The organism is Mesorhizobium loti, from assembly GCF_003148495.1.
Classification (GTDB): Bacteria; Pseudomonadota; Alphaproteobacteria; order Rhizobiales; family Rhizobiaceae; genus Mesorhizobium; species Mesorhizobium loti.
Window position 1 is genome coordinate 19,800 of sequence record NZ_QGGH01000003.1, and the last position, 19,875, is coordinate 39,674.

16 protein-coding genes are annotated in these 19,875 nt (G+C 61.0%); 6 read left to right on the forward strand and 10 right to left on the reverse strand.

Translation table 11 applies throughout. The features are described 5' to 3' along the window. The first annotated feature begins 649 nt into the window (after positions 1-649). Positions 650-2,653 (forward strand): PhoX family protein, encoded by a 2,004-nt coding sequence (locus C8D77_RS13480; RefSeq protein ID WP_109663478.1) that lies wholly within the window; start codon positions 650-652, stop codon positions 2,651-2,653. 139 nt (positions 2,654-2,792) lie between these two features. Further along, positions 2,793-3,017: a hypothetical protein gene (locus C8D77_RS13485; RefSeq protein WP_013528677.1), complete on the forward strand. Its 225-nt coding sequence runs from the start codon at positions 2,793-2,795 to the stop codon at positions 3,015-3,017. Positions 3,018-3,036: 19 nt separating this feature from the next. Here the strand turns inward: C8D77_RS13485 and C8D77_RS13490 are convergent, their stop codons facing one another. The 3 genes from C8D77_RS13490 to C8D77_RS13500 all read right to left on the reverse strand — a co-directional run bounded on the left by C8D77_RS13490 (position 3,037) and on the right by C8D77_RS13500 (position 5,480). Beyond that, positions 3,037-3,717, reverse strand: a complete 681-nt coding sequence (locus tag C8D77_RS13490) for a GNAT family N-acetyltransferase (RefSeq protein WP_109663481.1) — start codon at positions 3,715-3,717, stop codon at positions 3,037-3,039. Then, complete coding sequence (locus C8D77_RS13495; RefSeq protein WP_109663484.1) at positions 3,714-4,199, reverse strand: MarR family winged helix-turn-helix transcriptional regulator; 486 nt, start codon at positions 4,197-4,199, stop codon at positions 3,714-3,716. Before C8D77_RS13495 ends, C8D77_RS13490 begins: the two co-directional genes overlap by 4 nt. A gap of 84 nt (positions 4,200-4,283) precedes the next feature. After that, on the reverse strand, positions 4,284-5,480 hold the full coding sequence (locus tag C8D77_RS13500) for a flavin-containing monooxygenase (protein WP_109663486.1): 1,197 nt from the start codon (positions 5,478-5,480) through the stop codon (positions 4,284-4,286). 355 nt (positions 5,481-5,835) lie between these two features. On the opposite strand from C8D77_RS13500, the gene C8D77_RS13505 reads away from it, so the two are divergent. Next, a complete protein-coding gene (locus C8D77_RS13505) occupies positions 5,836-6,873 on the forward strand; it encodes a phosphatidylglycerol lysyltransferase domain-containing protein (protein WP_109663489.1) in 1,038 nt (345 codons plus the stop codon). A 109-nt stretch (positions 6,874-6,982) separates the two neighbouring features. On the opposite strand, the gene C8D77_RS13510 is transcribed toward C8D77_RS13505, so the two are convergent. Both C8D77_RS13510 and C8D77_RS13515 read right to left on the reverse strand, forming a co-directional pair. Continuing rightward, the gene (locus C8D77_RS13510) at positions 6,983-7,744 is read right to left on the reverse strand and encodes an ABC transporter permease (protein ID WP_109663491.1); all 762 of its coding nucleotides are present in this window, start codon (positions 7,742-7,744) and stop codon (positions 6,983-6,985) included. After that, a complete protein-coding gene (locus C8D77_RS13515; protein ID WP_109663494.1) occupies positions 7,741-8,667 on the reverse strand; it encodes an ABC transporter ATP-binding protein in 927 nt (308 codons plus the stop codon). The genes C8D77_RS13510 and C8D77_RS13515 overlap by 4 nt, the downstream gene beginning before the upstream one ends. 317 nt (positions 8,668-8,984) lie before the next feature. On the opposite strand from C8D77_RS13515, the gene C8D77_RS13520 reads away from it, so the two are divergent. Further along, a complete protein-coding gene (locus tag C8D77_RS13520) occupies positions 8,985-10,346 on the forward strand; it encodes a cytochrome ubiquinol oxidase subunit I (protein WP_109663497.1) in 1,362 nt (453 codons plus the stop codon). 10 nt (positions 10,347-10,356) lie between these two features. Next, positions 10,357-11,361 carry a cytochrome d ubiquinol oxidase subunit II gene (locus tag C8D77_RS13525; RefSeq protein WP_109663499.1) on the forward strand — a complete coding sequence of 335 codons (1,005 nt, stop codon included), beginning with the start codon at positions 10,357-10,359 and terminating at the stop codon, positions 11,359-11,361. Positions 11,362-11,422: 61 nt separating this feature from the next. Here C8D77_RS13525 and msrA read toward each other — a convergent pair whose 3' ends face one another. The 4 genes from msrA to C8D77_RS13545 form a co-directional block, all read right to left on the reverse strand. Next, entirely contained in the window at positions 11,423-12,160 is a 738-nt protein-coding gene (gene msrA, locus C8D77_RS13530) for a peptide-methionine (S)-S-oxide reductase MsrA (RefSeq protein ID WP_109663502.1), read from the reverse strand. A gap of 145 nt (positions 12,161-12,305) precedes the next feature. Beyond that, entirely contained in the window at positions 12,306-12,608 is a 303-nt protein-coding gene (locus tag C8D77_RS13535; protein WP_109663504.1) for a hypothetical protein, read from the reverse strand. A 104-nt stretch (positions 12,609-12,712) separates the two neighbouring features. Continuing rightward, positions 12,713-13,411 (reverse strand): DUF1223 domain-containing protein, encoded by a 699-nt coding sequence (locus C8D77_RS13540; RefSeq protein ID WP_109663506.1) that lies wholly within the window; start codon positions 13,409-13,411, stop codon positions 12,713-12,715. A 183-nt stretch (positions 13,412-13,594) separates the two neighbouring features. Then, on the reverse strand, positions 13,595-14,773 hold the full coding sequence (locus C8D77_RS13545; protein WP_109663508.1) for a TadE/TadG family type IV pilus assembly protein: 1,179 nt from the start codon (positions 14,771-14,773) through the stop codon (positions 13,595-13,597). Between the two features lie 191 nt (positions 14,774-14,964). Between C8D77_RS13545 and lepA the strand changes: the two genes are divergently transcribed. After that, entirely contained in the window at positions 14,965-16,770 is a 1,806-nt protein-coding gene (gene lepA / locus C8D77_RS13550; RefSeq protein ID WP_109663510.1) for a translation elongation factor 4, read from the forward strand. A gap of 19 nt (positions 16,771-16,789) precedes the next feature. Here lepA and C8D77_RS13555 read toward each other — a convergent pair whose 3' ends face one another. Then, positions 16,790-19,870, reverse strand: coding sequence for an SIR2 family protein (locus C8D77_RS13555; RefSeq protein ID WP_109663513.1), 3,081 nt, complete (start codon positions 19,868-19,870; stop codon positions 16,790-16,792). Between the last annotated feature and the right edge of the window lie 5 nt (positions 19,871-19,875).

Genomic DNA, 19,875 nt, shown 5'->3' on the forward strand with positions numbered 1-19,875 from the left:
CCCACCCTCAACGTCGCAGTAGCAACCAGCATCGCTGAAAGACGTGGTTCCCGGAAGCGACCTCCGACCGTTGCGGTTGTCACCCAGGACTTTTGCAAGCGCAAGGTTGGACTAAAGTCCTATCCCTATGCTATATTAGCTTCGTATGAACGGCGCCGCGACCGCTATCGCTTAACGGGAGACTGGCTTTCCCGATGCCTGACGACGGCAGACGCCGGACATCAAGTCACCTCCGCCGGGGGCGGCGGAGGTGACTTGTAACGCTGGCTTTTGCCTGGTTGACCTGTTTCACAGAGCCTGAAGACGACTAATATCGTCCGCCGGCGCCGGACGTTCGACGATGGCGCGGCCGAGGGCTCCTTTATATCGAAACGACCGTTCTCGATTGCTTCCCTGGCGCTGTCTCTCTGATGCCGTCGGGATGCTCGATCTTGTTGCCGTCCACTCCGATCCTGTCGCCGGTGGTCCGCCGTCACATCATGTCCACCATCCCTGGCACGGCAACTCCGAGAATGCTTGGCCAACGGTGCGCGGAATGCCTGTTGCGTCTGAAAGGCCTCTGATGTCACGAAAATGTGATCCGGCGATTATAAGGGGTTAAACAGGCAACACGCTCCAGCCATCCACGCAGCCAGAGGCAAGCCCCCAAATGACCGAACACCGCTCCCCTGACGCCCGATTCCGCACCAGCCTGCTCGAGGAAAACGACGGCCCGGCCACCAACCCCACCGACAACCGCACCATGGGCGAGATCATTGCCGCGCGGTTCTCGCGCCGCGGCTTCCTCAGGGGTTCGCTGGCCGTCTCGGCCATCGCCGCCACCGTCTCCCCGCTGGCGCTTATCAGCGCCGACGAAGCCCGGGCCGCGGAAAGCTCGGCCTTCGCGTTCGACGAGTTGGAGGCCGGCATCGACGACAAGCATCATGTCGCACCGGGCTACGACGCCGATGTGCTGTTGCGCTGGGGCGACCCGCTGTTTGCCGATTCGCCGGACTTCGACCCGACGAAACAGTCGGCGCAGGCGCAGTCCAGACAGTTCGGCTACAACAACGACTACGTCGGCTATCTCCCGATCGACGGTTCAGCCGAACACGGCATGCTGGTGGTCAACCACGAATACACCAACCCGCATCTGATGTTCCCGGGCATCGTGAAGATCGTCGAAAAGGACGGCAAGAAGTCGGCCGAAGTCGCACCCCTCTCGAAGGAGCAGGTCGATGTCGAGATGGCGGCGCACGGCGGCACCATCGTCGAGATCCGCAAGGACGCTGGCAAATGGCAGGTGGTGCGCGACGGAAAGCTTAATCGCCGCATCACCTCCAGCACCGAAATGGCGCTGTCGGGTCCGGTTGCCGGCCATGACCGCGTCAAGACCAATGCCGACCCGTCCGGCACCAAGGTTTTCGGCACGTTCAACAACTGCGCCGGTGGCGTCACGCCCTGGGGCACCTATGTGATGGCCGAGGAAAACATCCACGGCTATTTCTCCGGCGAACTGCCGGCAGACCACAAGGAAGCCGCCAACTACAAGCGCCTCGGCATTCCCGAAGGCGCCTATGAATGGGCGGCGCACTATGACCGCTTCGACTTGGCCAAGGAGCCGAACGAAGCCAACCGCTTCGGCTGGATCGTCGAGGTCGATGTCAACGATCCGACCTCGACGCCGAGGAAGCGCACCGCCATGGGCCGCTTCAAGCATGAAGGCGCCGAATCGATCGTCGCCAAGGACGGCCGCGTCGTCTTCTATCTCGGCGACGACGAGCGCTTCGACTATGTCTACAAGTTCGTCACCAAGGCGGCGTTCAATCCGAACGACCATGCCGCCAACAAGGACCTGCTCGACGACGGCACGCTGCATGTCGCCAAGTTCGCCGAAGACGGTTCCGTGGAATGGCTGCCGATCGTCTTCGGCCAGGGGCCGCTGACGGCTGAAAACGGCTTCACTGGCCAAGCCGACGTGCTGATCGAAACACGCCGCTCCGCCGACCTGCTCGGCGCCACCAAGATGGACCGCCCGGAAGACATCCAGCCCAATGCCGTCAACGGCAAGGTCTATGTGATGCTGACCAACAATTCGAAGCGCAAGGCCGACCAGGTCGACGCCGCCAACCCGCGCGCCGAAAACGCCTTCGGCCACATCATCGAGATATCGGAGGACGGCGGCGATTTCACCGCTGCCAAGGGCAAGTGGGAAGTGCTGTTGAAATGCGGCGATCCTTCGGTGGCCGATATCGGCGCCACCTTCTCGACGGCAACGACGGCCAATGGCTGGTTCGGCATGCCCGACAATTGCGCCGTCGATTCGGCCGGCCGCCTGTGGGTCGCCACCGATGGCCAGGGCCCGAAGGCCACCGGCCGTACCGACGGCCTGTGGGCAGTGGACACCGAAGGGTCGGCGCGGGCGACCTCAAAACTGTTCTTCCGCGTGCCGATCGGCGCCGAAATGTGCGGTCCGCTGTTTGCGCCCGACGACCAGACCGCCTTCGTCGCCGTCCAGCATCCGGGCGACGGCGGCGAGGACTGGGAGGCGTTCGGCCGCCCGTCCTACTATGAAGACCTGTCGACACGCTGGCCCGACTTCAAGCCCGACATGCCGGTGCGGCCGTCGGTGGTCGCTATCACCAAACAGGGTGGCGGCAAGATCGCGGTCTGATATCCGGCACTGGTTTGCAATCTCAAGGGAGGGATTTCGGTGACCCCGAAGCCCCTCCCTTTTTACGTGAAATCATTCAAGCCTCGGGAAAGATTGGCAATTTAAACGTGGCGCCCTAGGTCTTTATCAGGAGATCGCCATGTCGAAGTCCGTCTATGACCGTGGCTTGCTCAAGCCAGCCGATATAGCCAAGCTGCAGCGCGTGTTCGATGAGGCCTGCCGGCGGCGTGAAGCGCATCCCGATTCCGCCGATGCGCGCGAAATCGCGCTTAACCTGCTCGCCCTGCACAATGCCGGCATGGTCGAAGAGGATATGCTGATGGAGGCCGTCGGTTTCCGTCGGCTCGAGCCGAAGTCGGCGTGATGCCCGGCGGCGCCTTATCCTATTCGGCCCGCTGAACCACGGCCACATTGATCATGCTTCTCAATCGGAAGCCGATGGATTCGTACAATCTTATGGCACCAGTGTTTGCGGCATAGGCGTGGAGGTACGGTATCTCGCCGCGTGCAAAAATCTGGTCTGCCACGAACAGCGATAGCAGCCGGCCGAGGCCGCCGCCACGGAATTCCGGGTGCGAACAGACGCCGCTGAGTTCGCTATAGCCGGGTTGCTTCATGCGCTCGCCGGCCATCGCCACCAGCCTGCCGTTGATTTTCACACCCCAGAAGTCGCCGAGGCTCAACGCCCCGGATGTGAACGGGCCGGGTTTGGTGAGTGACGCCAAGGCCAGCATCTCGGCCGCATCCTCTTGCGTCAGACGTTGCACGCGCTCGTCCGACACGGTCTGCAACGGCACCTCGGCAACCATCTGGACGGCAGCGGCCGTCGAGATCGCCGACAAGCCGACCGGCAGCGCAATGGCATCGGCCTGAGCCATGATCACGCTCTCGCCCGAGGACACAAGCTTGCCGAACGCCCGCAGGCTTTCGGCATCGTCGGTAGCGGTAGCGGCAAAGAGGGCGATTGACGGTGAATAGCGCCTGGCAAGCTTGCCACCTTGCGCGAAGGCCTGATGCCTCGTCTCCAGCGCGCTCCAGACAGGACGGTCAAGAATATGTTTCATTGCCTGGCGCCTTGTTTGACGCGACGATCGAGCGGGGCCGTAGCCAGACCGTCCTCAATGGCCGCGAGTTGATCGAGAACTGGCCCCGAAAGATCTCGGCACAAATCCGCGACGGCGCTCTCTATGCGCGGCCACACGTCCCGCTTCGCGACATCGACCAGGCGTTGACCCTTCTTAGTCAGCGAGACCACCCGCCGCCGCTGGTCACCATCCGACTGGATGGCTTCGACCAGCCCCAGCTCGGCCAGAAGCGACACGCTTCTTGTCACACCCGGCTGTGTCAGCCCCAGCGATTGCGCCAGTTCGCCGACAGCCAACGGTCCCAGTTTGTCGAGTGCGGCAAGCAACGGGTACTGGCTCGATTGAAGTGGAACCTCCAAGCCGTCGAGCAGACGCTGCGCGTCGGCCTGCAACTGCTCGCCAATGCGCTTCAACCTGCTGCCCAGGCAGAGGTAGCCAAGAGATCGTATGACGTCTTCCATAGTCGACCTGTGCCATAAATGATAACATGTTATATAACATAGCAAGCAGTTGATCAAGCCGACGTACCGGCGTCTCCGATTAAGTCAGCGTGAAGCACCGGATTGGTGGGAGGCGCCAGCGGAAGCTGCAATCCGTTTGGCGATCGCCTTGGCCAGGATGCCGGCATTGGCGAAGCAGCCGCGAATGCTTGGCCGCATGCCGGTGAACCACAGGCCGGGCAATTTCGGATCGGCTTGCCCGCCGTTGAAGAGCGGAACGCCCTTGCTGTCGAGCACGCCGAGCTTGCCGACCATGGGCTCCAGCCCGGTGCGGTAGCCTGTCGCGGCAATGACGATATCGGGATCGATCAGGCTGCCATTGGCCAGGATCACGCCGTCGCGGGTGAATTCCCGTATGGCCGGCACGACGGTGATCTTGCCGGCCTTGATGGCGTCGACGGCGCCGTCGTCGGCAGCGATCGCGGTATAATCCGAGGTCAGGCGGCTGACGCCGCCCCTGGGTGCGGGCGGCACGCCGAATTTGGTCAGGTCGCCGAAGACGAGGCGCTGCGTTGCCGCGATCGCCGCATCGGCGACCCGCAACGGCAAGCGCGCCATGAACGGCGAAAGCCGATGCACGGCGATCTTGCCGATCCGCTTGGGCAGGAGGGCGGGGCCGTTGCGGGCCGACAGCCAGATGGCGGCCGTGTCTATGTCGGCCAGATGATTGAGCGCGTCGAAGCCCGAATTGCCGGCGCCGACGACCAGCACTTTCTGGCCCGCATAGTCCTGCGCGTCGCCGAAATCCGCCGAATGGATGATGCGGCCGGCGAAATCCTTCATGCCTTTCCATTCAGGAGTGAATGGCTGCCTGTCGCGGCCGGTGGCGATGACGACATTGCGGGCCAGGCGCCGCCCCGCGCTGGTCCGCAGCGCCCAATGATCGCCCTTGAAGGCGATTTCTTCGACAGCGACGCCAAACTGCACCGGCAGCCGGTTCTCCTCCCTGAAATCATTCATATGGCGGATGACGACCATCCTTTGCGGAAAGGCAGGGGTGCCCGGGGGATAGGCGAGGCCAGGCAACGAAGAAAGATCGCGGTGGGTGTTGAGATGCAACTGCGGGTGTCGCCGGTGCCAGGGCTCGGCCAGCCGGCTTTCCTTTTCCAGGATCGCGGTCGGCACGCCGGCGTTCATCAAGGCGTGCGCGACGGCCAGTCCGGCAGCACCGGCGCCGACGACGATTGCCGGCTCGACCGTCACCGTCTGGTCCGCCACCCACCTGATTGTCGTATCAGCCATTCACTCTTGAATCCCATTCGACCGCCCTGCCGCAAGGCTCGCATGACGCTGTAACCGTTTGATCCCGCGCAGGACCATACCCGCAAACCGCTGCCGATTTCGAGCCATACGATTTTCGAGGCATACGCTGGGCCGCGGTTGTGCCCTATATGGCATATGCGCAATATCAACGGTAATCAGGTCGCGGCAATGTGATTGATTCGAGGCCCTGGGGGGCTGGCGGGTCTCTGTTATCCCCCACGCGCATGCCCGAAATCGGGTTCGATTTTCGAGGCCATGCGCAGAATCGAAGTGTTACAGCACCTTTGCGCGTCTTGGACGCGCGGCGTTGTAGGCGGCACGCGGAATCTCGACCATGCCCTCCTTGCGGATCTATGTCGACAGCATCCTTGAGGGCGCCGCGCCCAAGGTCGAGCGGGAGGCGCTGACCCATGTCGAACGGCTGGCGCTTGTACGCCGCCACGGCGACTTCTCGCTCGCCTACTCCAGCGCCGTGCAGAACAAGCTTTCCTATTTCGGCGACGCCGACGGCTACATCGCCTTCGGCACCAAGATGAAGCATCATTTCGCGCTCGGCGACCCCGTGGCGGCTCCGGCGCATCGACCCGACTATATCAGACGCTTCGTCGAGGCCGCCGGCAGCCCGTGGTTCGTGCAGATCGGCGAAGAGACCGCACGGGTGCTGGCCGGGCTCGGCTACAAGGTCAATCGTTTCGGCATCGACACCCGCCTCACCCTGCCCGAGCATGATTTTTCCGGAAAGCGCAACGAAACCGTGCGCTACTCCGAGCGCTGGCTGCTGAAGAAGGGCTTTTCGTTCGAAGAGGACAGGCGAACGATCCACCTCGACGAGATCGCCCGGCTTTCCCAAAACTGGCGCGGCGACCGCATCGTCAAGCGCTGGGAGATGGGCTTTCTCAACCGCCCGTTCGCCGACCATCTCGGTAGCGACATGCGCCGTTTCGTGCTGCATGGCCCCGACGGCGAACTGGTCGCTTTGCTTGACTTCGATCCGCTGTTTGCCGACGGCAAGGTCATCGGCTACACCACCGCCTTCAAGCGCAAGCACATCGATGCCTCGCCGCATGCCGAGGTCGGCCTGACCAAATTCGCCGTCGACCGTTTTCGCGAGCAAGGCATCTCGGTGGTCACGCTCGGCCTGTCGCCGCTCGTCGACATCGGCCCGAGCGGCTTTGACGAAAGCGATTTCTGGCGCAACATCTTCCAGCGCGCCTACGGCTCGCCATGGGTCAACCGGCGCAGGTTCAACCTGCAGGGCCAGGCGGCGTTCAAGCGCCGCTTCCATGGTGTCGAAGAGCCGGTCTACATCGCCTTCCGCAAGGGGACGTATGTGGAGATGTTAGGGCTGCTGCGGCTGGTCAAGGCAATCTAGGTCTATCGATATTCAGGGCTTGGGCGAAGCCTTTTCCCTTCGTCATCCTGGGGCGTGGCAAGGAGCGAAGCGACGCGGCGCAGACCCCAGGATGACGACTTTGGACCGCTCAGTTCCTGAGCCGATAACCGGTCCTGAAAATCCAGGCGACGATGGTTATGCAGACCAGCAGGAAGACGACGGTCATGCCAAGGCTGACGCCAACCGAGACGTCGGACTTGCCGTAAAAGCTCCAGCGGAAGCCGCTGATCAAATAGACGACCGGGTTGAACAGCGTCACCGTGCGCCAGATCCCAGGCAGCATGTTGATAGAATAGAAGCTGCCGCCGAGGAAGGTCAGCGGCGTGATGATCAAGAGCGGCACCAGCTGCAGCTGCTCGAAGCTCTTCGCCCAGATGCCGATGATGAAGCCGAACAGGCTGAAGGTCACCGCCGTCAGCACCAGGAAGGTAAGCATCCAGAACGGGTGCAGGATGGTCAGCGGCACGAACAGCGAGGCTGTCGCCAGGATGATCAGGCCGAGGATGATGGACTTGGTCGCCGCACCGCCGACATAGGCGATGACGATCTCCAGATAGGAGACCGGAGCCGACAAAAGTTCGTAGATCGAGCCGACGAATTTCGGAAAGTAGATGGCAAAGGAGGCGTTGGAGATCGACTGCGTCAAGAGCGACAGCATGATCAGGCCGGGCACAATGAAGGCGCCGTAGCTGATGCCGTCGATCTCGGTGATGCGCGAGCCGATGGCCGAGCCGAAGACGACGAAATACAGCGATGTCGAGATGACCGGCGAGACGATGCTCTGCAGCACGGTGCGGAAGGCACGCGCCATTTCCATCCGGTAGATCGCCCATACCGCGCGGAGGTTCATGGCTCTCTCCTCACCAGATTGACGAAGATCTCCTCGAGCGAGCTGTTTTGCGTGTCGATGTCGCGGAACTGGATGCCGCCGGCCTCGAGATCGCGGATGAGCGAGGCGACGCCCGGCCGCTCGGCCTGGTTGTCATAAGTGTAGGTCAGCTGCCCGCCATCCGGCGACAGTTCCAGCGCGTAGCGCGAGAACGCCTCGGGAATGGCCGTCAGCGGATTGCGCAGTTCCAGCACCAGCCGCTTGCGGCCGAGCTTGCGCATCAGTTCGACCTTGTTCTCGACCAGGATGATCTCGCCGCGGTTGATGACGCCGACGCGGTCGGCCATCGCCTCGGCTTCCTCGATGTAATGCGTGGTGAGGATGATGGTGACGCCATCCTCGCGCAGCCGGCGCACCATCGCCCACATGTCCTGGCGCAGCTCGACATCGACGCCGGCGGTCGGCTCGTCGAGGAACAGGACGCGCGGCTCATGCGACAGCGCCTTGGCGATCATCAGCCGGCGCTTCATGCCGCCCGACAGGGTGATCGCCTTGGCGTCCTTCTTGTCCCACAGCGACAAGTCGCGCAGCACCTTCTCGACAAAAGCCGGGTTGGCCGGCTTGCCGAACAGGCCGCGGCTGTAGTTGACCGTCGCCCAGACGCTCTCGAAGGCATCGATGGTCAGTTCCTGCGGCACCAGGCCGATCAGGCTGCGCGCGGCACGATAATCCTTGTTGATGTCGTGGCCGTCGACGGTGACGGTGCCCGACGAGCGGTTGACGATGCCGCAGACGATCGAGATCAGCGTCGTCTTGCCGGCGCCGTTGGGGCCGAGCAGCGCAAAGATCTCGCCACGCTGGATGTCGAGATTGACCTCCTTGAGCGCGGTAAAGCCGGTGGCGTAGGTCTTGGAGACCCCGGAAATAGACAGGATGGAGGGCATGGTTGAAAACGGCTGCTTGAAAGAGGTCCCCTGATATAGGCCGAATGTCGGTGCATGCAACCGTAAGTCAATGCCGCTGCTGACAGTTCTCGACAATCGTTGCCGGCCGACCCTGGTGGCTGGCGGCCGATACAACTGCCCCAGCGACCGGGATGAGTCTGGCGACCTGCCGGACACCGGCGCATAGGCTAAGCCATGCTGCACATGCGTCATATTGGCAGGGCGCTGCGGCGTTCCGCCTCGCGGCGGGACGCCGCTTTGACCGAGCGGCGTGACAGGCCTATTCTTCAAGGCATTCGAAGCAGCCGGAGCCCACCATGGACCCGCTCATCCTGTCGCGCATGCAATTCGGCGCAAATATTTCGTTCCATATATTGTTCCCGACGATCACCATTGCGCTTGGCTGGGTGCTGCTGTTCTTCAAGCTGCGCTACAACGCGACAGGCGATTCCGCCTGGATACGTGCGTATTTCACCTGGGTGAAGGTGTTCGCACTGTCCTTCGCCATGGGTGTGGTTACCGGCGTCACCATGAGTTTCCAGTTCGGCACCAACTGGCCCGGCTACATGGAAAAGGTCGGCAACATTGCCGGGCCGCTGCTGGCCTACGAGATCCTCACCGCCTTCTTCCTCGAAGCGGCGTTCCTTGGCATCATGCTGTTCGGCTTCCGCCGTGTCTCCAACCGCATCCACACGCTAGCGACGGTGCTGGTGGCGGGCGGCACGACCGTCTCGGCCTTCTGGATCATCGCGCTCAATTCCTGGATGCAGACGCCGGCCGGGTTCGAGATCCGTGATGGCGTCGCACACGCCGTCGACTGGTGGGCGATCGTCTTCAACCCGTCGATGCCCTACCGGCTTACCCACATGCTGCTGGCATCCGGCCTGACGGTGTCATTCCTGATCGCTGGCCTGTCAGCGCTGCGCTATCTCAAGGGCGACCGCTCGGAATCGATGTGGAAGGCGCTGCGCACCGGCGTCTTCACCGCGGCGATCCTGATCCCGATCCAGATCTTTGCCGGCGACCAGCACGGGCTGAACACACTGGAGCATCAGCCGCAGAAGATCGCCGCCATGGAGGCCAACTGGAACACCGGCCCCAACGTGCCGCTGGTTCTTTTCGCCCTGCCCGACGAGGCGGCCAAGGAAAACAGGTTCGAGATCGCCATTCCCGACGGGGCCAGCCTGGTGCTGCGGCACTCGACCAGCGGTGTCGTGCCGGGGCTGAACGACTATCCCGGCAACCATCCGCCGGTGTTCCCGGTGTTCTGGGGTTTCCGCATCATGGTCGGCACCGGCATATTGATGCTCATCGTCTCGTGGTCGGCCGCCTTCTTCCTCAAGCGCCGCCACAGCCTGCCGAAGCCGCTCGCTCTGCTGATGGTGCCGATGGGGCTGTCGGGCTGGCTGGCGACGCTGGCCGGCTGGTACACCACGGAAATCGGCCGCCAGCCCTGGCTGGTGACCGGCGTGCTGAAAACCGCCGACGCGGTCGGCCCGGTGGCCGGCAGCCATGTCGCGCTGACGCTGGCCATCTATCTCATTCTCTACGCGCTTTTGCTGATCGCCTATCTCGGCGTGCTGGTGCACCTGGCGCTGAAGGCGGCGAAGGACGGCGATTCATCGCCGCTGCCGGGCGTCATGAAGACGGCCATGTCGCAACCGGCAGCAGGCGAATAGGAGAAGAAAAATGAGCTTCGACTGGCCCACCGCGCTTCCCCTGATCTTCGCCGGCCTGATGGGCCTGGCCATCCTGATCTACGTCATTCTCGACGGTTTCGATCTCGGCATTGGCATCCTGTTCGCCGCCGCCGAAGACGCCGAGCAGGACACGATGATCGCGGCCATCGGCCCGTTCTGGGACGCCAATGAAACCTGGCTGGTGCTGGCCGTCGGCCTGCTGCTGGTCGCCTTCCCGATGGCGCATGGCGTTATCCTGACCGCGCTCTACATTCCGGTCTTCGTGCTGCTGATCGGGCTGATCCTGCGCGGCGTCGCCTTCGATTTCCGCGCCAAGGTGCCGACCGAGCGCAAGCACCGCTGGAACCGTATTTTCTTCCTGGGTTCGCTCATCGCCTCGCTGGCACAGGGCTATATGCTGGGCGTCTATGTACTGGGCCTCGATGTCGGCTTCGGCGGCATGGCGTTTGGCGTGCTGGTGGCGTTCTGCCTTGCCGCGGCTTACGCGGCGATGGGCGCCGCCTGGGTGATCTACAAGACCGAGGGCGACTTGCAGAAGAAGGCGGTGCGCTGGCTGCGCACGGCGCTGGTGCTGACCGCGCTTGGCATGGCGGCGGTGTCGCTGGCGACGCCCTTCGCCAGCCTGCGCATCTTCGACAAGTGGTTCGTCTGGCCGGCGATGCTCTATTTGTCGCCGCTGCCGATCCTGTCGGCAATATTGTTCCTGTGGCTGTGGCGGCAAACCTTCCATCTGCCGAAGCCCGACGACCGCCATTCGCTGACGCCGTTCCTGACGCTGGCCGCCATCTTCGCGCTCGGCTTTGCCGGCCTGGCCTGGTCGTTCTACCCGTTCGTGGTGCCGGATCGCCTGACCATCTGGCAAGCGGCCTCGGCACCGGAGAGCCTGGCCATCATCCTGGCCGGCACCGTGGTCGTGCTGCCGGTCATCATCTTCTATTCGTTCTATGCCTACCGGGTGTTTGGCGGGAAGGCGACGGATTTGACGTATGATTGAGGGGGTTGGCGCGAGCTGATCTCCCCCCTCGAGGGGGGGAGATTACGCGCGTCCGCCAACCTCAGTTGCTCGCCGACAGCACCAGCACAGGCTTCTCGCTGTACAGCGCCGGGAACAGTGCCTTCAGGTTCGCCACCTTGGGCAGGTCGTTGTAGACGATGTAGGGATAGGTCGGGTTCAGCGTCAGGAAATCCTGATGATAATTCTCGGCCGGATAGAAGGTCTTGCCAGTTTCCAGCGTGGTGACGATCGGCTCCGGGAACACCTTGGCCTGGTCGAGCTGGGCGATGTAGCTTTGCGCGATCTTCTTTTGCGCCTCGTTTTCGGCAAAGATCGTCGAGCGGTACTGCGTGCCCGAGTCGGGACCCTGGAAATTCAGCTGGGTGGGGTTGTGGGCGACCGAGAAATAGACCTGCAGCAGCTGGCCATAGGTGACCTCAGACGGATCATAGGTGATCTCGACGGATTCGGCATGTCCGGTGCGGCCTGAGCCGACCGTCTCGTAGACGGCATCATCCTTGCTACCGCCGGTGTAGCCGGAGACGGCCTTGCTGACGCCCTTGACGTGCTGGAACACGCCCTGCACGCCCCAGAAGCAGCCGCCGGCGAAGATTGCCTTTTCACTGCCGGCAGCAGCTTTTTCGTCAAAAGCCGGCGGCGGGATCTTCACCGCATCCTCGGCCGAAACCGCCGGCGTCAGCCAGAAGGCGGCGCCCGCGGCGGCAAGCGCAAGCGCGGCGAGCGCGCTGCGGACGAGGTTCGACGACTGTCTGGTGGGTGGTTTTTGAATGTCGGTCATGGCTTGAGCTCCTGTGACGTCCATCATGTGGAGTCTATTGGATAAGATGCGATCATGCGACGGGCGAGTTGCGGCCGAGGCCTCACTTTCACGTGCGCCCGGATTCGGACCTGGGGGAGGACCGAAGCCGGAAACAGCGTCAACTCTAGTTTGCCGGCTTCATGGCATCGGTTGCCGGTTTCATCGCGTCAGCCGCCGGCTTCATGGCGTTGGCGGCCGGCTTCATGGAATTGGTGGCCATCGGGTCGGCGGGCTTCATCGCATCCGTTGCAGGCTTCATGGCGTCCGCGGCCGGCTTCATCGCATCCGCAGCGGGTTTCATGGCATCGGCGGCAGGCTTCATCGCGTTGGTCGCATCATCGGCACGGGCAATGCCGCCGGCGAGCAGCGCCGTCGAGCACAGAGCGAGAGCGAGCGCCGGCAGCGTCAGGCGAAACAGTGTTGTCATGGTGGGTCTCCTTGGCGGTTGGTCGTGGAAGGCGCGCCCTCTTGGCGGCCGTGCTATGCGGCGCCGCGGGTGCGGCGTTTGCGCAATCTCTTGTGAAGCGTGATCTAGTTTGTCGCGGCGGCCAGGATCGGCCCGCCGCCGGGCGACTGCACGAGCACGGCGGTGCTCAGGCCGTCCGAAGCTGGCGGCAGATCCAGCGCCGTGGCGGCGCCGGTCCAACTGCCGAGTTTCTTCAGCGCATGCACGACATTGGCGTGCGGCAGGGTGCGGCCGGTGTTTTCGCCGCGCGCCACCGGCACCTCGACGACGCCTTTGAGGTAGCGCACCAGCCAGACATCGGCCCGGCCGGCCGGCGCGGCGCCAGCGCCGATGCTGATCTTGCCATCGTTGAGCGACAGCGACGGGCCGCTCGCCTGGCCACTCGCCGAAATCAGCTTCTGGATCTCGCCGGGAGCGGCGCCGACGACATCGGCGTGGCCGTTGACGACCACTTGCGGCGTGAACGGCCCGTCATGGCCGAGCGGCGGCTCGTAGCTGACCTGGCGCTGGGTGAATTCCTGGCGGCCGAACGTGTCCTTCCAGCCGAGATAGTCCCAGTAGGTGACGTTGAACGACAGCGCCAGCACGCCGGGCTGGTCCTTGACCTTGATCAGATTGGCGTTGGCCGGCGGGCAGGACGAGCAGCCCTGGCTGGTGAACAGCTCGACCACGGTGAGCGGCTGGGCGGCCGCCGCACTGAGCGACACTGCCAGCGCGAGCGCGGCCAGGCTGGACAATGCGATAGGCTTGCGGGATGACGGCATCGGCTTGCTCCGTGGGCGGCGGCGCTTCGAATGCACCGCTCATGTCCCCACTTCGCCGCCGCCCGCTGCTTCGTTACAGCGCTCACCGGTTTGTGATGAAGGTTCGTCGCTTTGCGGCGCTGGAGAGCGGCACCGGCTGTCGCGACAGCCAATCTCCCCCGCAGGTGGGGAGATCGGCAGCGTCTACTGCGTCAGCAGCGTGTCGGACGGGCGCCGGTTGAAGTCGCACTTGCCCATCACGCTGTAGAAGAAGTCGGCGTTCGTAACGTCTGGCAGTGGAGGATTGTTGCCGCCGTCTTCCCATGCCTGGTCGCTGGTCTCGCCGCAGGGCACAGCGGCGAAGATGTCGACGATCGCGTTGCCGGCAACCTCGACGGGGAGGTATAGGGAAGGGTTCAGGGTCTTTTGTGCCGCGGTGCCGTACCCGGCGCCCAAGTAGAGCCGGTTCGACGTGCTTGCATCGTTCGACTTGAGCGGGTTGACCGGTCCGGACGGCACATTCATCTGCAGATAGAGCTGGTCCATCGTGCTCACGTCGATTGTTGCGCCACTGCTGTTTCCGGCGGTATTCGTGGTTGCGCACGTCGTCTTGAAATAGATGGTGGAGCCGCTCGTATTTCCGCTTTTTGCTACCGCGGTGCTTCGGTAAACGCCCGCGGTGGGAGTGAAATCGGTTTTTGATCCTACTGTCGTGCACACTTGGCTCTGAACCTGCGTCTGGGTTGTTCCCGACACAGTGGAAATAGTTGTCGTACCGTAACCTTTCGGGTCGGCAGCGGTATAAGTCTTACCCCCGCTCGTATAGGAATAACTATACCCTTTGTAGACATAGTCGACCTTCATCATGGCCGTCGGTGTGGTCGCGGAGGTCGAACCGAAGGGAAGGCCGTACACGGTCATGGTCTTGTTCCAGTAGCCTGAAACGTGATCGACGTTGAATGTAGCCTGGACCAGCGCCGGCGTTTTGCTGACCGCCGACGTAACGCCGACCGCCACCGTGGGGATCCTGGCGATCTGCATGAAAACGGTCGGCATGGCGAAACTTGCCGAAGCCTGCGCGGTGGCGGTGCCGTTGGCGCTGACGTCGAAGGTGTTCAGCGTCGCGGCGCCCTGTCCGCCATTGGCTACGTAGGAAGCCTGCAGCACCACCTGGCGCTGCGGTTTCGTCGAGGCCGTATCCATCGTGGTGATCGACAGGATCGCGGCATCGAGCGCCGCCTGCTCGGTCGACCTGGTCTGGACCGCCGAGGTGTAGTCGACCGAAAAGCCGACCGCGGTGATCAGCGGAATCATCATGACGATGAGGATCGGCGCAAATGCACCGCTTCTCGACTCGATAAACCTACCTGCCAGCCCCCGCATGCCTTGATCCTTACAACGGAATATCACTACCGGCTAACATGGCACTCCCCAATTATGCTCTAACTTACTTGGTTAAAATTTATCGACTTTTCGCGAAACCGCCTGACAAAGCCGACAAACGCCCGCAGCGCCCGTCCCGGCAGCAGCCTGCGCCGCTTGCTCGGGCAAGCCGCCCCTGCTAAACGCGCGCCATGAGCACGCCCCTCGACCACATCCGCAATTTCTCCATCGTCGCCCATATCGACCATGGCAAATCCACGCTTGCCGACAGGCTGATCCAGCTGACCGGCGGGCTGGAGCTGCGCGACATGAAGGAGCAGGTGCTGGACTCGATGGACATCGAGCGCGAGCGCGGCATCACTATCAAAGCGCAGACGGTGCGGCTGAAGTACCACGCCAACAATGGCGAGGACTATATCCTCAACCTGATCGACACGCCCGGACACGTCGACTTCGCCTATGAAGTGTCGCGCTCGCTCGCCGCCTGCGAGGGTTCGCTGCTGGTGGTCGACGCCAGCCAGGGCGTCGAGGCGCAGACGCTGGCCAATGTCTACCAGGCGATCGACAACAACCACGAGATCGTCGTGGTGCTGAACAAGGTCGACCTGCCGGCCGCCGAGCCCGAGCGCATCCGCGAGCAGGTCGAGGAGGTGATCGGCATCGACGCCTCCAACGCCGTGCTGATCTCGGCCAAGACCGGGCTTGGCATTCCCGACGTGCTGGAGGCCATCGTCCACCAATTGCCGCCGCCGCGCGAAGGCGATGCTTCGGCGCCCTTGAAGGCGATGCTGGTCGACAGCTGGTACGACGCCTATCTCGGCGTCATCGTGCTGGTGCGCGTCATCGACGGCGTCTTGAAGAAGGGCCAGACCATCCGCATGATGGGCACCGGCGCCAAGCACCTGGTCGAGCGCACCGGCGTGTTCACCCCGGCCCGCATCAATGTCGACGAGCTCGGCCCCGGCGAGTTCGGCTTCTTCACCGGCTCGATCAAGGAAGTGGCCGACACCCGCGTCGGCGACACCATCACCGAGGACAAGCGCTCGACGGCCAAGGCGCTGCCCGGCTTCAAGCCGGCGCAGCCGGTGGTGTTCTGCGGCCTGTTCCCGGTCGACGCCGCCGATTTCGAGGATCTGCGCGCCGCGGTCGGCAAACTGCGCCTCAACGACGCCAGCTTCTCTTTTGAAATGGAAACCAGTGCCGCGCTCGGCTTCGGCTATCGCTGCGGCTTCCTTGGGCTCCTGCATCTCGAAATCATCCAGGAGCGGCTGGAGCGCGAGTTCAACCTCGACCTGATCGCCACGGCACCGAGCGTCGTCTACCGGCTGCTGCTCACCGACGGCTCGATGAAGGAATTGCACAACCCGGCCGACATGCCCGACGTGGTGAAGATCTCGGCGATCGAGGAGCCGTGGATCCGCGCCACCATCCTGACGCCGGACGACTATCTCGGCGGCATCCTGAAACTCTGCCAGGACCGGCGCGGCATCCAGGCCGACCTGTCCTATGTCGGCAAGCGCGCCATGCTGATCTACGATCTGCCGCTCAACGAAGTCGTGTTCGATTTCTACGACCGGCTGAAGTCGATCTCCAAGGGCTACGCCTCCTTCGACTATCACCTCACCGACTACAGGGAAGGCGACCTCGTCAAGATGTCGATCCTGGTCAATGAGGAGCCGGTCGACGCGCTTTCCATGCTGGTGCACCGCACGGCGGCGGAAAAGCGCGGCCGGCAGATGTGCGAGAAGCTGAAGGAGCTGATCCCGAACCATCTGTTCAAGATCCCGATCCAGGCCGCCATCGGCGGCAAGGTCATCGCCCGCGAAACCATCTCGGCGCTGCGCAAGGATGTCACCGCCAAATGCTACGGCGGCGACGTCTCGCGCAAACGCAAGCTGCTGGACAAGCAGAAAGAGGGCAAGAAGCGGATGCGGCAGTTCGGCAAGGTCGATATCCCGCAGGAGGCGTTTATCCAGGCGCTGAAGATGGGGGATTGAAGAAAAACTAAGTCAGTCGCTAGACGTCCGTCTCCCTACCGAAGAACCATGCAACGCAATATCGCTCTGCATATAACTCATCGAGTTCAGCAACGTTCTTGGCAATTTCGGGCCGGGACGCAACTAATGACATGAGGCGGGATTCGCGAACGGGAGAGATAATAGCCCAAATCCGCAACGCCGCTTTTAGGAATTTTGCCGCGTCCACGTCGGCGTTCTTTGCAGCGAAAACCTCTCCGATCCATTGACGTACATACCCTCGGTTGTTGACCGAGCTCGCCGTTTCATGCCTTTCAATAAGGAGCGCAGACTTTCTATAGCAGACCAACGCCGTATCTATCTGGCCCATTAGCTGCAAACACCTGCCAACGTTCCCATAAAACGACTCGTGCAGTGTCTCATCTAAATCTTCGGGATCTAGCGCCGATTCTATAGACCTTCCCTTTAGGAAATAGGCGAGCGCTGCGTCAACCTCACCACCGTCCCGTTTTGCCAATGCCAAATTGTGCCCCGCATCGTACGTGGTATCGATATTTGACTTTGACTTTAATCCTTGACCCTCTTCACCCCATCTAATGGCCTCTTTATACTCACCTATCGCCCATTCTAGGTAGCAAAGCATGTCGCAATAGTTGATGTAGCGTACCGTCTTACCCACAATTGTCTCACGATACTGAGCAAGCAGGCGCCGCGCATCATCTATCCGCCCAAGGTCGGACAGTACATCACTATAGGCGCTAGCAATCGCATCGAACTCTGGGTACGTGGCGTACTTGTCCCAACTTATCTCGGAAAATAGCGTAGCACAAACACGAACAAATTCCCTGCAGTTCAGGACGTAGAGCCCGGATCGATGCACTTCTGCAATGAGTTGAAAGGCTAGCTCAAGCTTTCCAGCAGAAATATGAAGTTCTATCCCTTCAATCCAATTTTGGAGCTCTTCGATTGTTAGTTTTGGTTTTCCCCTACCAACTCTAACGGAAAATATCTGCTCATAGTATCTAATTATCACGTCTATGAATGTCGCTCTCTCTGTCCGACTAAATGTACGCTTAATGAATTCGCGGATAATGGGATGAAGCTCTATGTAATCTCGGAAACCGCCAGAAGATTTTACGACAATAAGATTGAGACTGCGAAGATTGTATAGTGCCTTACCAATCTTATTGAAGTTCATCTGCTCCTGCAAGAAGCTTGCCAATTCGATCTCAGTTGATGGTCGAACACATTCTGCCAATGTTCGAAGTACTAGTCTTTCCCTTTCCTTTAGGTCTTGCCATATAGACTGTAGAGTTTCGAGGGGAATTCCGGCACTGTCTCCAGACGGCGCGTTTAGAAGCCGCTCCAACGGCTTCTCTGGATGCTTCGCCGCCTGCGCAGCTAGTAGGTCAAGCCAGAGTGCATGCCCTTTGGTAACCCCGTGAGCAATCTCTATATCTTCTCTGGTCGAAAGCGCTTGCCGCTTGGAAAATAACTTGATCGTTGATTCTAAATCCAAGCCGGAAAGACGGATATTTAGTGTACTACCGCCGGTTTCCCTGATATTTCCTCGACAGGTAAAAAGGAATTTAGAGCCGACGCCTGCGCGCTCAATTTTCTTCAAAAAGTCGGCTGGACTACCAGATAATTTCTCTTGCTCCATTTCCATATAATGGTCGACATTATCGAAGATGAACAAGATTCTCTGCATCGAAAGATATCTAAGGAATACATCAAAGAGTTCTTCTATCGAAAGATGGGATAGGTCGGCCGGTTTGAGTTCTCCTTCGCTAAGCGCGACGGTGATCCTTACTATCTGAACCTCAAAACGCTCGGCCTCCTCCTTGCAGTCACGCCATACACAGTGTTCGAATCTACCAGTTGAGACGCAATCGTTAAAAAACGCTGCAGCCAAGGCCGACTTACCCTGCCCCCCAATTCCGGTGACGTATCCAACCGTATAATCGCCACCGACCAGTTCCTCAAGCTGGGCCTGTCGCCCAACATAGAAGTCGATATTTGGAGGTCGATCGTCTTCATTTGGGCCGAGAAGTGCAAAATTTCTGTTTATTTCCATTTCTTGAGGCAAACGCTGGTCGTATTCCTGTTGCAAGCGCAAAGGTGGTACAAAGCTAGGTGGAGCACTTTGTGCAACAATTTTTCTTGGAGATAATTTCAGCAGGCGACTGAGAACGTCAGGGAAGAGATTGTTGCAATCCACGCCAGCGTAGACAGTCACGCGACCCCGATCGACAAGCGGCTTCAGCTTGTCTTCGACCATCGAAGGATCCGAACCGTGAAGGGCCCACAAAATCTCTGGATACGCATTGTCGTCGTTCACGATGTCAGCAAGAGCGGAGTTCAACACGTCGTCCCACCCGCCGTAGCCACAAACCAGTATGACGTCCTTTCTTATCAAGCTGTTCAACGATGTTTTAAGCCTCGGTCGATCCTGGGTAAGCTGGATATGAGTATTTAACGTATCTGATCCCCACCAATGGCCGTGTAGGTGGACGATATTTGTGCCCTCGCCGGAAGCCTGTCCTATATTGCCGTCACGGTGAAAAACGTTGCGAAAGCAACGGCCGCGATTTCGACGTATCGCTATTTCAATAAGGGGATCGAAATTCGTTGTTAATACCGTTTGTCCGTATGTTTCCGGAAAGACGCTCGCCAAGGATCCGATCGCAGATAGGGCAGGCGTCAGATACCAAGAATCCCAATCAGCCTCGAAAGACAAAAAGGCTTGATCCTCTGTATGTTCGTCTGGCTGGTAGCTGGAGCCGGACTCTAGCATTTGGCTTGGAAGACGGGAATTCCACACCGCTGCCCTGACTACAGCATTTGCCGCATTCTGACCGCGACGAGGAATTAGGAAGTCGAACGCGCCGATATAGTCGTTCGCCTTAGACTTGATGTGCTCCCGAAATTCGTCGTGCCGCCCCGGAAAGTACTCGCGTTCAATGAAATCTACGATCGTTTCGGCACTAAATACGCCTGGGGCACCCGAGCTTGTGGGGGCGCTGATAGCAGACCCAAGGACCATCGTCACAGGCTGACGGGAGGCAAGGATTCCGTCGCTTAAGCGCTCGACTAGGGCATCATATGAAGCAGGGGTCATTATTC

Bases quoted from the DNA above. Each gene is read 5' to 3' on its own strand.
- C8D77_RS13485 (WP_013528677.1), top strand. From the start codon at position 2,793: ATGTCGAAGTCCGTCTATGACCGTGGCTTGCTCAAGCCAGCCGATATA.
- C8D77_RS13490 (WP_109663481.1), bottom strand. From the start codon at position 3,717: ATGAAACATATTCTTGACCGTCCTGTCTGGAGCGCGCTGGAGACGAGG.
- C8D77_RS13500 (WP_109663486.1), bottom strand. From the start codon at position 5,480: ATGGCTGATACGACAATCAGGTGGGTGGCGGACCAGACGGTGACGGTC.
- C8D77_RS13540 (WP_109663506.1), bottom strand. From the start codon at position 13,411: ATGCCGTCATCCCGCAAGCCTATCGCATTGTCCAGCCTGGCCGCGCTC.
- C8D77_RS13515 (WP_109663494.1), bottom strand. From the start codon at position 8,667: ATGCCCTCCATCCTGTCTATTTCCGGGGTCTCCAAGACCTACGCCACC.
- C8D77_RS13505 (WP_109663489.1), top strand. From the start codon at position 5,836: ATGCCCTCCTTGCGGATCTATGTCGACAGCATCCTTGAGGGCGCCGCG.
- C8D77_RS13480 (WP_109663478.1), top strand. From the start codon at position 650: ATGACCGAACACCGCTCCCCTGACGCCCGATTCCGCACCAGCCTGCTC.
- C8D77_RS13525 (WP_109663499.1), top strand. From the start codon at position 10,357: ATGAGCTTCGACTGGCCCACCGCGCTTCCCCTGATCTTCGCCGGCCTG.
- msrA (WP_109663502.1), bottom strand. From the start codon at position 12,160: ATGACCGACATTCAAAAACCACCCACCAGACAGTCGTCGAACCTCGTC.
- C8D77_RS13545 (WP_109663508.1), bottom strand. From the start codon at position 14,773: ATGCGGGGGCTGGCAGGTAGGTTTATCGAGTCGAGAAGCGGTGCATTT.
- C8D77_RS13535 (WP_109663504.1), bottom strand. From the start codon at position 12,608: ATGACAACACTGTTTCGCCTGACGCTGCCGGCGCTCGCTCTCGCTCTG.
- C8D77_RS13520 (WP_109663497.1), top strand. From the start codon at position 8,985: ATGGACCCGCTCATCCTGTCGCGCATGCAATTCGGCGCAAATATTTCG.
- C8D77_RS13510 (WP_109663491.1), bottom strand. From the start codon at position 7,744: ATGAACCTCCGCGCGGTATGGGCGATCTACCGGATGGAAATGGCGCGT.
- C8D77_RS13495 (WP_109663484.1), bottom strand. From the start codon at position 4,199: ATGGAAGACGTCATACGATCTCTTGGCTACCTCTGCCTGGGCAGCAGG.
- lepA (WP_109663510.1), top strand. From the start codon at position 14,965: ATGAGCACGCCCCTCGACCACATCCGCAATTTCTCCATCGTCGCCCAT.
- C8D77_RS13555 (WP_109663513.1), bottom strand. From the start codon at position 19,870: ATGACCCCTGCTTCATATGATGCCCTAGTCGAGCGCTTAAGCGACGGA.